Source organism: Acidovorax sp. AC410, from assembly GCF_979253235.1.
The window spans coordinates 5,172,655-5,185,493 of the sequence record NZ_CEEDCG010000001.1 but is presented as its reverse complement, the minus strand read 5'-3'; the positions used below and the strand labels follow the sequence as shown (position 1 = coordinate 5,185,493).

Genomic DNA, 12,839 nt, shown 5'->3' with positions numbered 1-12,839 from the left:
TTCTTCCTGAAATGCGGGCTTTTTACCGTGCGCTGGCGAATCGCCCGGCAGCGGGCCGAGCGGCAGATGGCCAGCAGCCCTCGACCGCTCTGCACACTGCGCCAAAGACCTGCACCAAGCCAGCAAAGTGCCCGCAAGCACAAAAGCCACATCCAGTTACCATAATTTCAAATTCTCAATGAGAACGAGAATCGATTGCATTAGCATGGTGGCAAATAAAAGGATGAGGGAAAAATTGCAAACATGAAATTACAACAAAAATGGAAGCTCGCCACCGGTTGGGCGATCCTTCTTTCAGCAGGGTTCTTGGCTTGGTTGTTGACCGAAAACGGTGCGGCATTCCACGCACCCCAGCCTGCGAGCCCCGCCAGCCCGCAGCCATCGGATGCCCCGGCCGCATCCTCACCAGAGTCCGGCGCAAATGCCGCAGGCGCTGCGGGCCCGCTCGCGCCAACCGAATCGGGCATCGAACCGCTTCCCGGCATCAAAAGACAGGTCCGCAACCTGACACCGCCATCAAGACCGACATGGGAAATCGTCAGGGATTACCTGGCGGACCAAAGTAATCCAGCCAAGGCAGCCGAAGCGCTCTCATCCCTTTCCTTCTGCGCAAACACCTCCAAAAGCGCAGAAAATGCGCGGCAAATGCGCTCGCAAGGGCTGGCGTCCGGCCCCAAATACTTGGCCATGCAGGCGAATTCCGAAGCGCATTCCACCTACTGCCCGCGCTTGCTGGAATCCGAATACCGCCTCCGGTCCGACCTGGTAGGCAAGAGCGCTCAAGCGGGGGATCTGGATGCCATGGAGGCCTACCACACCATCAGCCCGATTGGCGAATGGCCCGCTCCAGAGCAGTTTGGCGATCCACGCGTTGCCACGTGGAAAACCAACAGCATTGAGTACCTTCAAAAGGCGGCGCAGCTCGGACGCACGGATGCGCTGCTGCTGCTCTCGAATATCTATTCCAGCACCCCCGTCAATTCCGAGGAGGCGCCATCGGTTTTCGGGAATATCCAGGACCCCGTGAAATCCTATGCCTATGCGCACGCCTGGGCCGGTTTTGTCATGGCCGACGAGAAGGCGCGCGAACAATTGCAGTCCAGCGGCTACCTGCAAAACGCCTCCCAAGGGTTGACCAGGGAACAGGTTTCTCAAGCGGTATCGATATCCAAACAAATTCATCTCTCCAGAAAAAAGGAATGACCTTGCTGAATTCAAAAAATCTCTCCATCGGGATGGCATCGATGGCCGCGGTGGGCCTTGCGGTGGCCCTGCACTATGGCAGTTACCTGTGCGAGAACTGTTCCAGCCCGCCCAACGAGAGCCAGATTGCCCAAATGGTGAAGTCGACCATCAATAAACATGTGCCGATGTGGCGCAAGAACGATACGGTGGACATCTGCAACGGAACCACATGCACCACTTTGGCCTTGATCAATGTGAACCCCATGATGTGGAAGGACGAAGCGTCTTACAGCGATCCCAAGAGCGGTTACAAGGACTCTGGATACGTCGCCTCCGGCAACGCGCCTCCCGAAGGGGGTGGTGGGGGTGGATCCGGGGTTCTGCCCATTGCAGGTGGCGGGGGCGGTGGGGGCGGGATCGTCATCGTCGAGCCGACTTTCAGCTGCGACAATCCGTCCAGCAGTTGGGAATACATCCATTGGTGCGTGGGCGCATAGAGCCCTGCTTGCTCCCCCGGCCAGCGGCCGTGGGCTTGCCTTGATTCGCTGGGCTCCAGCATGCGTGGCCAGGTGTTCGGCCGCGCTGGTATTCTGCGCGGGCAGTCGATCCGGCTTCAGGACAGACACTCCACCGCACCACCCATGGCCCCAGACACCCCCCTGCCCGACCTGATGGCGCGCGTCGCCCTGCAGGACCGCGCCGCATTCAAATCCCTGTACCAGGCCACCTGCGGAAGTCTGTTTGCGGTGGCGCTGCGTATATTGAGGAATGAGAACTGGGCAGACGACGTGCTGCAAGAGGCCTACGTAAACATCTGGCACAACGCGGCGGCCTACCGGCCGGGTGCGGGCGCGCCGATGACCTGGATGATCAACATCGTGCGCAACAAGGCCATCGACGCGCTGCGCGCGCGCAAGGCCGAGCGGGCCGCGACCACCGACCTGGGCGAGGAGGCCCTGGACGCCCAGGACAGGCTTGCCGCTGATACCGCCCACGAGCCCCAGCAACTGCTGGACGACAGCCTGGTGAAGGCGAAGATCGACGGCTGCATGGGTGCGCTGCCCGCCGCGCAGCGCCAGGCACTGGCGCTGGCCTACTACCGGGGCATGGTACACACCGAGATTGCCCAGGTGCTCAATGCCCCGCTGGGCACGGCCAAGGGCTGGGTGCGGCGCGGGCTGGAGCAGCTCAGGTCGTGCCTGGAAGCCGCGGGGGTGACCCAGCCATGAACTATCTGTTGCCCGAACGCCTGGACCGGCTGGCCCGCGAGTACGCGCTGGGTACGCTGGCCGGCCCTGCGCGGCGCCGCTTCGAGCGCGTGCTGCAGTCGTCGCCCGTGGCGGCACAGGCCGTCGATGCCTGGCGCCAGCGCCTGGCGGTGCTGAACCTGTCCAGCCTGCCAAAGCAACCGCCCGAGGCGACCTGGCAGAAGATCGAGCAGCGCCTGTTTGGCACGCCCCCGCCAGCGCAGGCGGCAGCATCGGCCTGGCAGCGGCTGCTGCTGGCCCTTCGGGGTCTGCTGTCGGGGCGCACCATCAGCGGCGCGCTGGCCGGCCTGCTGCTGTGCGCAGTGCTGGTGCGCGTGGCGCCCGGCATGCTGGGCCTGGAGCCCCGGGCCGATGCGCTGCCCGCCAGCTATGTGGGCCTGCTGCTCGATGCCGGCGGCAAGCCCACGCTGGTGGCCAGCTCGCGCCGCCAGGGGCGCCAGCTCACGGTGAAGCTGCTGCAGCCGCTGGCCGTGCCCGCCGGGCAGGTGGCGCAGCTGTGGGCCCTGCCCAAGGACGGCGGCGCACCGCTGGCGGTGGGCGTGGTGCCGGCCGGCGGCTCGGCCCGCATCGCCTTGCCTGACACGTCGGAAAAGCTGTTCTTCACGGTGTCGCAGCTGGCCGTGAGCTTTGAGCCGGCGCCGGTGCCGGCCGGGGGGGCGCCCTCGGGCCCGTTCGCGCTCATCGGGCATTGCGTCAAGGTCTGGTGAGACAACAGGCAAAAAGATCTGCATCCCCGGGATCCGTCTGCCCTCCTCTCCCGTAAGTAGCTTCGGTGCCTTTTGTTTCACCGCTACTTGAAGGAAGAAGAACGCCATGACCACCACCTCGAGCACACGGCTGCTGCCCACCCTGACCGCCACCACGCTGGCACTGCTGCTCGCCCAGGCGGCGCATGCTGCCGACCACCCGCCGGTGTTCCCGGCACGGCCCGCTGCAGCGCCCGCCGTGGCCCCGGCTCCCGCCCCGGCTACAGACAAGCTGGCCCAGGCCCGCTACCTGACCCGGTCGCTGCAGTGGCCGGCGGCGCTCGATGAGCTCAAGCGCGTCAACGACACCGGCAGCGCCGACTGGCACAACCTCATGGGCTACACGCTGCGCAACAGCAAGGCGCCGGACCTGGCCGCCGCCGAAAAACACTATGACGAGGCGTTGCGCATCGACCCACGCCACCGCAATGCCCTGGAGTATTCGGGTGAGTTGTACCTGATGAAGGGCGACCTGGACAAGGCGCAGGCGCGCCTGGCCACGCTGGGCAGCGAGTGCGGCGCCAGCGGCTGCCAGCAGCAGGCGCAGCTGCAGGCAGCGATCGAGCGCTATAAGGCGGCGGGCAATAAGTACGTGCCCTCGAATTGGTAAGGCAGCGGCCCCTACCCGTCAGCACCGCCCCTCGGGCGTCTTCTCCAGCTCACCGAGCTTGTCCACCACCAGCGCGATAAAGGCCGACACGGCCAGAGGCAGGTGCCTGCGGCTAGGGTACAGCACGGTGAGGCCCTGTCCCTTGCGCTGGTACTGGGGCAGCACGGGCACGAGCAGGCCGGCCTGCACGTCGAGCCGGGACATGCCGGCGGGCAACAGCGCAATGCCCAGGCCGGCCACGGCGGCGCGGCGCAGGGCCTGGGCGGTGTTGGCGCCAAAGCGGCCACCGGCCTGCTGCACCTCATGCACAGCACCATCGGGCCCCACCAGGCGCCAGGTGCCGGTGCTGCCCGCGTGGCTGGCCATGATGGCGTCGTGCGCGGCCAGGTCGGCCAGCGTGGCGGGCATGCCGCGCGCAGCCAGGTAGGCGGGGCTGGCCACCAGGCCGTCGCCCCGGGCCCCGAACAGCTGGCGGCCCACATAGCCCGAGTCGCCCACCTCGCCGCCGCGAAAGGCCACGTCGATGCGCTCGGCGATCAGGTCGGAGCGCGCATCGCTGAGCACGAAATCGAGCCGCACGCGCGGGTGCGCGGCCAGGAAGGCGGCGATCCACTCCATGGGAAAGAAGTCGAAAAAATCCGCCGGCACCGCCACGCGCACCGAGCCGGTGGGCTCGTCGCTGCCCAGGCGCAGCTCCTGCCCGGCCTCCTGCAGGCCATCGACGGCACCCGCACAGCGCTCGTGAAACGCCTCGCCTGCGCTGGTGAGCGTGAGCTTGCGGGTGGAGCGCTGCAGCAGGCGCGTGCCCAGCTGCGCCTCCAGCTGCTGCACGCGCCGGCTCACGGTGTTGGGCGGCACGCCCAGGCGGCGCGCGGCCTCGGCAAAGCTGCCGCAGCGCACCACCTGCACGAACAGGGCAACGTCGTTGAGGTCGAGCGCAAGTGTGGTCACAGATACCTTGCATGGATGGATGAGTGCAATCCCATTGTGCCATCTAGTCAACCAATGGGGTACGCCCTAATCTTCATGGCATCGGGGTGCATCGCCCCTCCACCACTCCCAGGAAGGACTGCCATCTATGACAATTTCGCAATTGCCCCACATCGGCATCGTGATCGGCTCCACGCGCGAGGGCCGCTTTGCCGACAAGCCGGCACAGTGGTTCCATGGCATTGCCAGCCAGCGCACCGACATCACTGCCGAACTGATCGACCTGCGCGACTACCCCATGCCCTTCTTCGACGAAGCACTGTCGCCTGCCTGGGCGCCGGTGAAGAACGAGGCCGCGCAGCGCTGGGCGCAGAAGCTGGCCACGCTGGACGGGCTGGTGGTGATCACCGCCGAGTACAACCATGGCCCCACGGCCGTGCTCAAGAACGCGTTTGACTACGCGTACAAGGAGTTCGCGAGCAAGCCCATCGGCTTTGTGGGCTATGGCGGCGTGGGTGCGGCGCGGGCCGTGGAACAGCTGCGCCTGGTGGCCACCGAGCTGCAGATGGCCCCCGTGCGCAATGCCGTACACATGGGCATGGTCGAATTCCTCGGGGTCTGGCAGCAGGGCAAGAGCTTCGAGGACTACCCGCACCTGGCCCAGTCCGCCAAGGGCCTGCTGGACGACATGGCCTGGTGGGCCAAGGCGCTCAAGACCGCAAGGGAGGCTGCATGAACACCGCATTGGCCGAAGCACCGGTTGCCTCTGTGGCAAGCCGTGCCATTGCCTACCGCACGCGCGGCAGCTCGCACGGGCCCATCACGCGGCTGGTGAGCCCTGGCGACGTGGGCGAGTGGATCAAGCCCTTTGTGTTCCTGGACCTGTTCGCGTCCGACTCGCCTGCCGCCTTTCGCGGCTTTGGCATGCACCCGCACTCGGGCATTGCCACGCTGACCTACCTGATGGCGGGCGACGTGACCTATGAGGACACTACGGGCAAGAGCGGCACATTGCACGCAGGCAGCGTGGAGTGGATGCGCGCGGGCAACGGCGTGTGGCACACCGGTGCGCCGGCGGGCGATGCGCCATCGCTGGGCTTTCAGCTCTGGGTGGCCTTGCCCGCTGCGCTGGAGAATGCGCCCGCGCTGAGCCAGTACCTGGCGGCGAACGAGGTTCCCCAGGCCGGCCCGGCCCGCGTGCTGCTGGGCAGCCATGCTGGAGTGCTGAGCCCCATCGAGGCACCCTCGCCCATGACCTACCTGGCCGTGCAGCTGCGCGACGGCGAGCACTGGCGCTATGTGCCGCCCGCTGGCCACACCGTGGCCTGGGTGGCGGTGGCAGCGGGTGCGCTGGATGCGGGCGGGCCGGTGGACACAGGTGAGCTGGCGGTGTTCGAGGAATCGAACGGTGCCATCGACTTCACGGCCCGGGGCGACACGCACTTCGTGCTGGGCTCGGCCGCCAAGCACCCGCACGAGCTGGTGATGGGCCGCTACTCGGTACACACCAGCCGGGCCGCACTGGCGCAGGGCGAGGCGGAGATCCGGCGCATAGGCTCACAGTTGAGGCAGGACAAGCGCCTGAGTTAGCGGCAGTGCAAGGCTGGCTGGGCCTACCATTGCGCATGTTCGAGCCCTACCTGCAACGATGGAGTCTGGCCATCGATGGCAAAGCCTTCAACTCGCCGAGTGGCGCGCTGCTGCCCGTGCGCCAGCACGGTGTGACGGCCATGCTCAAGATCGCCAAAGCGGCCGAGGAGCAGGCCGGCAATCGCCTGATGGCGTGGTGGGATGGCGATGGTGCAGCGCCCGTGCTGGCCTGTAGCGATGATGGCGCAGCCCTGCTGATGCAGCGCGCGCAGGGCCCGCAGTCTCTGGCGCAGATGGTGGCGCAAGGCCATGACGACGAGGCCACCCGCATCCTGTGCGCTGCTGCCATGCGCCTGCATGCGCCGCGCAGCGCACCGGCACCACCACTGGTGCCGTTGGCGCAGTGGTTCCAGGCGCTGTGGCCCGGTGCTGCAAGGCATGGCGGCCTCTTCGAACACAGCGCAAGCAGCGCCCGCACCCTGCTTGCGGGCCCGCGCGATGAGGGTGTGCTGCACGGCGACATCCACCACGGCAATGTGCTGGATTTCGGGTCGCAGGGCTGGCTTGCCATCGACCCCAAGGGCCTGCGGGGTGAGCGCGGCTTTGATTTTGCCAATATCCTGTGCAACCCCGATGGTGCGAGTGCACTGGCGCCAGGCCGCTTTGCGCGGCGTATCGATGTCATTGCCGACGCCAGCGGCATAGAGCGCCGGCGGCTGCTGCAATGGGTGCTGGCATGGGCAGGCCTGTCGACCATCTGGATGCTGGAGGAGGATGGCGGTGACCCAGCCCATACGCTGGAGGTGGCCCAGTTGGCGGCTGTGGCGCTGGGCATTACTGTGTTCTAAGGCCTGGATAGCCGCAGCACCCGCAGTCCCGCACCCACGCCACGGCAAGCCCCAACGGCCATCAGGCCGGTGACCAGCAGCATCGCCGCCATGTGCACCGCCACCGCGGCAAGCGCCAGCAGCAGCGGGCCTGATGCACCCATGCCCTGCCCCACCGCGCCGCTGCCCAGGCACAGGGGTGCCAGTGCCGGAACCAGCATGAGCCCCGCGCCATGAAGGGTGGACATGAGAAACGCACCCAGCGCCAGCCCGGCATGCCCAGCCGATGCGCGGGCCCTGCGCGGTGCACGGCGCCACAGGTACACCCCCACCGCCGCCACCAGCAGGCAGCCCGCAGCGGCCTGCAGCACGCTGCGCGGCAGCGCCCAGCCCCACACCACGGCACCCACCACCAGCGCCACCGATGCGGCATGCCCGATGGCAATGGGCAGCAGCGCGCGCAGCGGCTGCGCCCGGCTGCCGCCAGAGCGCAGGCCCCATGCGGCTGCGCAGGCCCAGCCGGTGGTGGGGTTGAGCCCATGCAGGGCGCCCGTGCCGGCCATGGCAAGCCAGGGCCACAGCGTGTCCATCCGTAGGCTCCCTGCCTGCGTCAGGCCTGGGCGTGGCAGCAGCCGCCAGCCGTGGTCGCGGCAGCGGTCGGCGTTGTGGCCAGCAGCGATGGCGCGGGCTGGAAGGGCACGGCGCCTTCGTAGCGGTCGTGGTGGCGCACCCAGTCCATCGTGTACTCGGGGTTGCGCTCGTTGCGGCCCGCGGGGGTCAGGTCGATCAGGGGGTAGGCGCCCATCATCACCTCCACCCCGCGGCCGTAGGTGGAGTAGGTGTGGAACACCTCCGCCCCCTCGCCCGGCTCGTTGTGGAACACGCTGATGCCTGGCGCCTCTTCGGCCGGAAAGCGCTGCACCGTGTAGTTGTAGGGCACCTCGCCACGCGACACCTGTTCGGTGCTGAAGCTCACGCCATAGTCGTGGTTGAAGTCGCTGCCGTGCGATGACACCCAGTGAAAGCGCCAGCCCATGCGCTGGCGAAAGCGCTCGATCTGGTCCAGTGGCGCACGCGAGACCACCACCAGCGTGATGTCGCGGTGGGCCAGGTGGATGTTCATGCCGTCGATGTGGTCGGCCATGTACGAACAGCTCGGGCAGCCTTGCTCCCAGCCTGGCCCGAACATGAAATGCTGCACCAGCAGCTGGCGCCGGCCATCGAACAGGTCGCCCAGCGTGCGCGGGCCGGCGGTGGTGTCGAACAGGTACGGCTTGTCCACCCGCACCCAGGGCAGCGCGCGGCGCTCGGCGGCGATCTGGTCCTGCTGGCGCGAGAGTTCCTTTTCGCGCAGCAACAGGGCCTGGCGCGCGGCCAGCCAGTCGCTGCGCGGGACGATGGGGTGGTGGAGTGAGGGGCTGTGGGTGGCGGTGGTCATGCGGTGCTCCTTCGAAGGGTTGGGGACAAGGCGCCCATGCGCGGCTCCAACTGCCCAACAAGGGGCAATTGCTGCACGGGGTTTGGGTGAGATGAGGGAGAGCGGGCCGCGGCTGGCCCGCCGGGCGCTATGCCACTTTGGAGCGGCGAATTGCGCGGACTTTCCCGCTTTCGCCGCCGCCGGCATAGAACAGGCCGGCACCGTCCGATTCGAGCCCGCTCACGCCCATGCCGGCCGGCATTTCCAGGCGCTCGATCACGGCACCGCTGGCGGGGTCGATGCGGCGGATGTCGCTGGCATCGCCCTCCCAGGTGCCGTGCCACAGTTCGCCATCGACCCAGGTCACACCGGTCACGAAGGCGTTGGACTCGATGGTGCGGCGGATGGCACCGGTGGCGGGGTCGATCTGGTGGATCTTGCGGTCGCGGTACTGGCCCACCCACAGGCTGCCCTCGGCCCAGGTCAGGCCCGAGTCGGCGCCCTTGCCCGGCGCGGGGATGGAGGCCACCACAGCGCCCGTGGCCGGGTCGATCTTGTCGATGCGCGACTCTGCGATCTGGTACAGGTGCTGGCCGTCAAACGCGGTGCCGGCATCGCAGGGCAGGCCCAGCGTGCGCGTGGTCTCACCGCTGGCGGGGTCGAAGGCGACCAGGCTGGCGCCCGTGGCGGCCCATACGCGCTGGCCGTCGTGCGTGACGCCAGCCACGGTGCGGGCGCCGGCAAAGGGGCCGTACTCGCGCACGATCTCGGCGGGGCGGGCGGGGACGCCCGTGGGGGCGGTACGGGCGATGCTGTCAGGGCTGCAGTCGGTGATGGGCATGGTGTGGTCCTTTTCGGTTCGGCCCCGGCTCAGGAGGTCGATGGATGCACTTTATTCAACTGCCAGCGCAGCGGGGAGTAACAAGATTGGCGTGAATCCGGCCAGGGGAGGTGCCAGCCAGCGCTGCGCACGCGCCTGGCCGATGGAGCGCACGCGGCCCTGCTCCTGCAGCTCGGCCAGCGCGCGCTGCACGGTGCGCTGGCTGTCGCCCAGCGCCAGCGCCAGGGCCGAGGTGGACCAGGCCGCACCATCCGCCAGCAGGGCCAGCAGCGAGGCCTGCTCACCCGCGATGGGCGGCGCCAACACCACCACCGCGCGCCCGCCATCACGCCCATCCAGGGGCCGCAGCGCAAAGCCGCGCGCCGTGGCCTCGATGCGAGCCCAGGGCTTGACCAGTGCGCGCAGGCGGCCCAGCTCCACGCGCAGCCGGGCGCGGTGGGTTTCGTCGGGGTGGCGGGTGCGAAAGGCGCTGGCGATCAGCGCGTCGCGCTCGGCATCTCCGGGCCAGGCCTGGGCCAGATCGCAGGCCAGGGCGAACAGGATGGGCCGGCGCGCGAGGGACAGCCAGGTGGGGGCCGCACCGCCCTCCCCCTCTTCCTCCACCACCGATCCCGATCCCAGCCGGTGCCGGCAGGCATCGACCACCAGCACATCCGAGGCCAGCAGCGCCGCGACGTCGTCCAGGCGCAGCAACTGCTCGCGCGCTACACCGCCGCCCTGGCCATCGCCCGGCAACAGGCGCCGCGCGGCGGGGCGCTGCAGCGCGGCCAGGGCCTCGTCGACCTCGGCCAGCAGCGCAGGCACGCGGGCGCGCGCTGCCGCTTCGCGCGCCTGGGCCAGCGCATCGCGCGCCGCGGCCACGCGCAGCGAGCGCAGGGCCAGTTCGGCCAGCGTGAGCCTCGCCACCGCCGCCAGCGCGGGCGGCATGCCCGGCGCCTGCAGGTCGATGGGGGCCAGCAGGGCCGCGGCCTCACCCAGCCGGCCCATCAGCAGCCATTGGCGCGCCGCGATGAGCCTTGCCTGCAGGGCGTTGGCCCGGTCGCCCCTGGTTGCCAGCGCCGTGGCTGCAGCCACCAAGGCATGCGGCGGCCCTTTCAGGTCGCGCTGGGCCAAGGCCACCTCGGCCTCGGCCACCACGCAGCGGGCGCGGGCCAACTCTTCGTGCGCGCCAAAGCCCCTGGCCGCGCGGCGCAGCAGCTCGCGCGCACGCAGGTGCTCGCCCAGTTGCGCCATGGCAATGCCGCGCAGCGCCAGCGCCGGCGGGTCATCGCGCAGGGCCACCCGCTGCAGCGCGCCCAGCGCATCGCCAGCGGCAAGCGCACGGGCGGCGGCGGTGATCAGGGAATCCATGGGACGGCAGGCTACACGACTGCGGCACTTGCAATTTGTTTCTCAAGAAACTATATTTAAGCCACAGATAGTTTCCACAGAAACAAAACATGAAGAAAAACCCATCGCCCCGCCCCAGCCCGCTCGAAGCCCACCTCGGCTACTGGCTGCGCTTTGTCTCCAACCAGGTGTCGGCCGGGTTCCAGCAGGCGGTGGAGGCATCGGGCGTGTCCGTCACCGACTGGGTGGCGCTGCGCACGCTGTTCGATGCGGACGATGGCGACAACCCCGCCACGCACGCCACGCTGACCCAGTCCCTGGGCATGACCAAGGGCGCCGTCTCCAAGGTCGTGGCCCGGCTGGAGGACAAGGGCCTGGTGGCCCGCGCGGATGCACTGCGGGACGCACGCAGCCACACCCTGTCGCTCACACCGGCCGGCCGCGCCCTGGTGCCCGTGCTGGCCGCCAAGGCCGATGCCAACGACGAACAGTTCTTTGGTCACCTGCCTGCGGCCGAGCGCCAGCGCCTCGCGCGCCTGCTGCAGGAGATGGTGCGCCTGCACCAGTGGCAGGAAGTGCCGCGCAGCTGATTCCGAGAACCCATCACAGCGAGATGCCCATGAACGAAACGACCATCGCCACCATCGAACTCTGCGCCCAATCCTCCAAGGACGGCACGGCCCATTTCGGCGCCATCGTGCAGGCCCTCAGCGAGGCCGGCGTGGAGGCGTATTTCGCCGACTACCGCAGCAACGCAACCACCTACTACCTGCCAGCGGCGAGACGCATGCCGTGGCCCTGCAGTCGCCCGCCACGCCCATCGCACAGGGCTTCGACGCGGCCGGTGTGCAGGCCGCCATCCGTGGCGCGCAGCGCGGCGAGGTGATGTACCCCGAGTTCCTTGAGCTCTCCCGCGCAGCGGGTTGTGTGGGCTACATGGTGTGGATCGCGGGGCAGCATGTGAGCTACTTCGGCCGCAAGGGGGAGGTGCATGGGGAGCGGTTTCCGGACGGGAAGTAAGCACAGCAGACGATCTCCTCGCAACCAGAGCACCGCAATGCACTGCGCAGCCAAGGGCCTTTCGCCATGGGCCTTGGGCCGTGCCCTGTGCATAGAATTTCGCCATGCCCCGCCCTCGCCCTCAACTCACGCCAGCGCAGCTGAAAAGCATTGCCGCCCATTCGCGTGGGCAGATCTTGAATGAGGCCAGGCAACGGGAACTCGACGCATCGCTTGCCGGCCTGCAGCGCTCCTTCGCCGAGTCCGAGGCGCGAATGAAAAAATTGCAGATGACCAACGCCTGGTGGGACCGGTATGGGCATTGGTTTGCCCGTGCCGCGCTGGTTCCCGTCGTGGTCCTGGCTGTCGGATTGATCTCCATGGTGGCCACCGGCCTCTGGAGTGGCGAAATCAACGTGATTTCCAGAAGCAGCAAAGCGATGGCGGGCCGGATAGATAGCCCCGTTGCCTACTGGCTGGCGGTTGTCCACCACTCGCTCATGGCAGCGTTTGTCACGTACGTGGCCGCCGTGGTGTTTCAGCTGTCGCGCTCCCGGATGGAACCCGAAATAAGCGCATCGGATACGGTGGAACTCTTCGAAGTCACTGCGCAGTCCAGCGATCTCCAGCCGGTGGCTGGCTCCTCAGGCATGTCGCTGCACACCTTCGATCCCGATGCACGTCACGGAGAGGCCGATCACTCCGCCGCGACGGCCTCGATCTCCAACAACCACGCCTCGTCGTAGATACCGGCGATGATGACCGTGAGCGCCGGGGCATGGCCGCCCAGCGCGCGCCGCCGCGCCTCGCCATTCTCATCGGCGTATTGCCGCGATGAGAGAAATGTGGTCACCTTCACCAGATTGGCCACGCCCATGCCCGCGGCATCGAGCTGGGCAAGGATGTTGGCCCACACCAGGTCGGCCTGCTCGGCGAAGCTCTCGGGCACCCCGCCGGCGCGGTCCACGGGAATCTGCCCGCTGATGACCAGCCAGCGCGTGGCGCCCCGCACGTCGAGCGCTTGGGAATAGCTACCAGAGGGGGGCGGTGCCTGGGACGAGTTGACGGGGGTGGATTGCATGGGTGGATATCTCCCG

Annotated in this window: 17 protein-coding genes; 11 read left to right on the top strand and 6 right to left on the bottom strand. The window is 68.0% G+C overall.

The window, feature by feature from the left end; translation table 11 throughout:
• The first annotated feature begins 243 nt into the window (after positions 1-243).
• The 5 genes from AC0IZS_RS24005 (at position 244) to AC0IZS_RS23985 (ending at position 3,809) form a co-directional block, all read left to right on the top strand.
• Positions 244-1,203 carry a hypothetical protein gene (locus AC0IZS_RS24005; protein ID WP_471637955.1) on the top strand — a complete coding sequence of 320 codons (960 nt, stop codon included), beginning with the start codon at positions 244-246 and terminating at the stop codon, positions 1,201-1,203.
• Positions 1,200-1,682 carry a hypothetical protein gene (locus AC0IZS_RS24000; protein ID WP_471637954.1) on the top strand — a complete coding sequence of 161 codons (483 nt, stop codon included), beginning with the start codon at positions 1,200-1,202 and terminating at the stop codon, positions 1,680-1,682. The genes AC0IZS_RS24005 and AC0IZS_RS24000 overlap by 4 nt, the downstream gene beginning before the upstream one ends.
• A gap of 144 nt (positions 1,683-1,826) precedes the next feature.
• Positions 1,827-2,414, top strand: coding sequence for a sigma-70 family RNA polymerase sigma factor (locus tag AC0IZS_RS23995; RefSeq protein ID WP_471637953.1), 588 nt, complete (start codon positions 1,827-1,829; stop codon positions 2,412-2,414).
• Complete coding sequence (locus AC0IZS_RS23990; RefSeq protein ID WP_471637952.1) at positions 2,411-3,160, top strand: anti-sigma factor; 750 nt, start codon at positions 2,411-2,413, stop codon at positions 3,158-3,160. Before AC0IZS_RS23995 ends, AC0IZS_RS23990 begins: the two co-directional genes overlap by 4 nt.
• A gap of 106 nt (positions 3,161-3,266) precedes the next feature.
• Positions 3,267-3,809 carry a tetratricopeptide repeat protein gene (locus AC0IZS_RS23985; protein ID WP_471637951.1) on the top strand — a complete coding sequence of 181 codons (543 nt, stop codon included), beginning with the start codon at positions 3,267-3,269 and terminating at the stop codon, positions 3,807-3,809.
• An 18-nt stretch (positions 3,810-3,827) separates the two neighbouring features.
• Here the strand turns inward: AC0IZS_RS23985 and AC0IZS_RS23980 are convergent, their stop codons facing one another.
• Positions 3,828-4,760 carry a LysR family transcriptional regulator gene (locus AC0IZS_RS23980; protein ID WP_471637950.1) on the bottom strand — a complete coding sequence of 311 codons (933 nt, stop codon included), beginning with the start codon at positions 4,758-4,760 and terminating at the stop codon, positions 3,828-3,830.
• Positions 4,761-4,887: 127 nt separating this feature from the next.
• Between AC0IZS_RS23980 and AC0IZS_RS23975 the strand changes: the two genes are divergently transcribed.
• Genes AC0IZS_RS23975 through AC0IZS_RS23965 form a run of 3 tightly spaced genes read left to right on the top strand, consistent with a single transcriptional unit; the run spans position 4,888 to position 7,177 of the window.
• Entirely contained in the window at positions 4,888-5,475 is a 588-nt protein-coding gene (locus tag AC0IZS_RS23975; RefSeq protein ID WP_471637949.1) for an NADPH-dependent FMN reductase, read from the top strand.
• Positions 5,472-6,329 (top strand): pirin family protein, encoded by an 858-nt coding sequence (locus tag AC0IZS_RS23970; RefSeq protein ID WP_471637948.1) that lies wholly within the window; start codon positions 5,472-5,474, stop codon positions 6,327-6,329. The genes AC0IZS_RS23975 and AC0IZS_RS23970 overlap by 4 nt, the downstream gene beginning before the upstream one ends.
• 35 nt (positions 6,330-6,364) lie before the next feature.
• A complete protein-coding gene (locus AC0IZS_RS23965; protein WP_471637947.1) occupies positions 6,365-7,177 on the top strand; it encodes an aminoglycoside phosphotransferase family protein in 813 nt (270 codons plus the stop codon).
• On the opposite strand, the gene AC0IZS_RS23960 is transcribed toward AC0IZS_RS23965, so the two are convergent.
• The 4 genes from AC0IZS_RS23960 to AC0IZS_RS23945 form a co-directional block, all read right to left on the bottom strand.
• Positions 7,174-7,746 carry a hypothetical protein gene (locus AC0IZS_RS23960; RefSeq protein WP_471637946.1) on the bottom strand — a complete coding sequence of 191 codons (573 nt, stop codon included), beginning with the start codon at positions 7,744-7,746 and terminating at the stop codon, positions 7,174-7,176. The two genes, AC0IZS_RS23965 and AC0IZS_RS23960, sit on opposite strands and share 4 nt — an antisense overlap.
• Positions 7,747-7,766: 20 nt before the next feature.
• Entirely contained in the window at positions 7,767-8,594 is an 828-nt protein-coding gene (locus AC0IZS_RS23955) for a DUF899 domain-containing protein (RefSeq protein WP_471637945.1), read from the bottom strand.
• A gap of 127 nt (positions 8,595-8,721) precedes the next feature.
• On the bottom strand, positions 8,722-9,414 hold the full coding sequence (locus tag AC0IZS_RS23950; protein ID WP_471637944.1) for a Vgb family protein: 693 nt from the start codon (positions 9,412-9,414) through the stop codon (positions 8,722-8,724).
• Between the two features lie 51 nt (positions 9,415-9,465).
• The gene (locus AC0IZS_RS23945; RefSeq protein WP_471637943.1) at positions 9,466-10,764 is read right to left on the bottom strand and encodes a helix-turn-helix domain-containing protein; all 1,299 of its coding nucleotides are present in this window, start codon (positions 10,762-10,764) and stop codon (positions 9,466-9,468) included.
• An 89-nt stretch (positions 10,765-10,853) separates the two neighbouring features.
• Here AC0IZS_RS23945 and AC0IZS_RS23940 point away from each other — a divergent pair, with 89 nt between their 5' ends.
• From AC0IZS_RS23940 to AC0IZS_RS23930, 3 genes are all read left to right on the top strand, one after another.
• Positions 10,854-11,333, top strand: a complete 480-nt coding sequence (locus AC0IZS_RS23940) for a MarR family winged helix-turn-helix transcriptional regulator (RefSeq protein ID WP_471637942.1) — start codon at positions 10,854-10,856, stop codon at positions 11,331-11,333.
• Between the two features lie 202 nt (positions 11,334-11,535).
• On the top strand, positions 11,536-11,763 hold the full coding sequence (locus AC0IZS_RS23935; RefSeq protein ID WP_471637941.1) for a DUF1398 domain-containing protein: 228 nt from the start codon (positions 11,536-11,538) through the stop codon (positions 11,761-11,763).
• 104 nt (positions 11,764-11,867) lie between these two features.
• The gene (locus AC0IZS_RS23930; protein WP_471637940.1) at positions 11,868-12,488 is read left to right on the top strand and encodes a hypothetical protein; all 621 of its coding nucleotides are present in this window, start codon (positions 11,868-11,870) and stop codon (positions 12,486-12,488) included.
• Here AC0IZS_RS23930 and AC0IZS_RS23925 read toward each other — a convergent pair.
• Positions 12,440-12,823: a RidA family protein gene (locus AC0IZS_RS23925; protein ID WP_471637939.1), complete on the bottom strand. Its 384-nt coding sequence runs from the start codon at positions 12,821-12,823 to the stop codon at positions 12,440-12,442. The two genes, AC0IZS_RS23930 and AC0IZS_RS23925, sit on opposite strands and share 49 nt — an antisense overlap.
• Positions 12,824-12,839 lie beyond the last annotated feature (16 nt).

Excerpts from the sequence above, each read along its gene's own strand:
- AC0IZS_RS23945 (WP_471637943.1), bottom strand. The coding sequence starts at position 10,764 with ATGGATTCCCTGATCACCGCCGCCGCCCGTGCGCTTGCCGCTGGCGAT.
- AC0IZS_RS24005 (WP_471637955.1), top strand. The coding sequence starts at position 244 with ATGAAATTACAACAAAAATGGAAGCTCGCCACCGGTTGGGCGATCCTT.
- AC0IZS_RS23990 (WP_471637952.1), top strand. The coding sequence starts at position 2,411 with ATGAACTATCTGTTGCCCGAACGCCTGGACCGGCTGGCCCGCGAGTAC.
- AC0IZS_RS23960 (WP_471637946.1), bottom strand. The coding sequence starts at position 7,746 with ATGGACACGCTGTGGCCCTGGCTTGCCATGGCCGGCACGGGCGCCCTG.
- AC0IZS_RS23955 (WP_471637945.1), bottom strand. The coding sequence starts at position 8,594 with ATGACCACCGCCACCCACAGCCCCTCACTCCACCACCCCATCGTCCCG.
- AC0IZS_RS23925 (WP_471637939.1), bottom strand. The coding sequence starts at position 12,823 with ATGCAATCCACCCCCGTCAACTCGTCCCAGGCACCGCCCCCCTCTGGT.
- AC0IZS_RS23940 (WP_471637942.1), top strand. The coding sequence starts at position 10,854 with ATGAAGAAAAACCCATCGCCCCGCCCCAGCCCGCTCGAAGCCCACCTC.
- AC0IZS_RS24000 (WP_471637954.1), top strand. The coding sequence starts at position 1,200 with ATGACCTTGCTGAATTCAAAAAATCTCTCCATCGGGATGGCATCGATG.
- AC0IZS_RS23985 (WP_471637951.1), top strand. The coding sequence starts at position 3,267 with ATGACCACCACCTCGAGCACACGGCTGCTGCCCACCCTGACCGCCACC.
- AC0IZS_RS23930 (WP_471637940.1), top strand. The coding sequence starts at position 11,868 with ATGCCCCGCCCTCGCCCTCAACTCACGCCAGCGCAGCTGAAAAGCATT.
- AC0IZS_RS23995 (WP_471637953.1), top strand. The coding sequence starts at position 1,827 with ATGGCCCCAGACACCCCCCTGCCCGACCTGATGGCGCGCGTCGCCCTG.
- AC0IZS_RS23950 (WP_471637944.1), bottom strand. The coding sequence starts at position 9,414 with ATGCCCATCACCGACTGCAGCCCTGACAGCATCGCCCGTACCGCCCCC.
- AC0IZS_RS23965 (WP_471637947.1), top strand. The coding sequence starts at position 6,365 with ATGTTCGAGCCCTACCTGCAACGATGGAGTCTGGCCATCGATGGCAAA.
- AC0IZS_RS23975 (WP_471637949.1), top strand. The coding sequence starts at position 4,888 with ATGACAATTTCGCAATTGCCCCACATCGGCATCGTGATCGGCTCCACG.
- AC0IZS_RS23970 (WP_471637948.1), top strand. The coding sequence starts at position 5,472 with ATGAACACCGCATTGGCCGAAGCACCGGTTGCCTCTGTGGCAAGCCGT.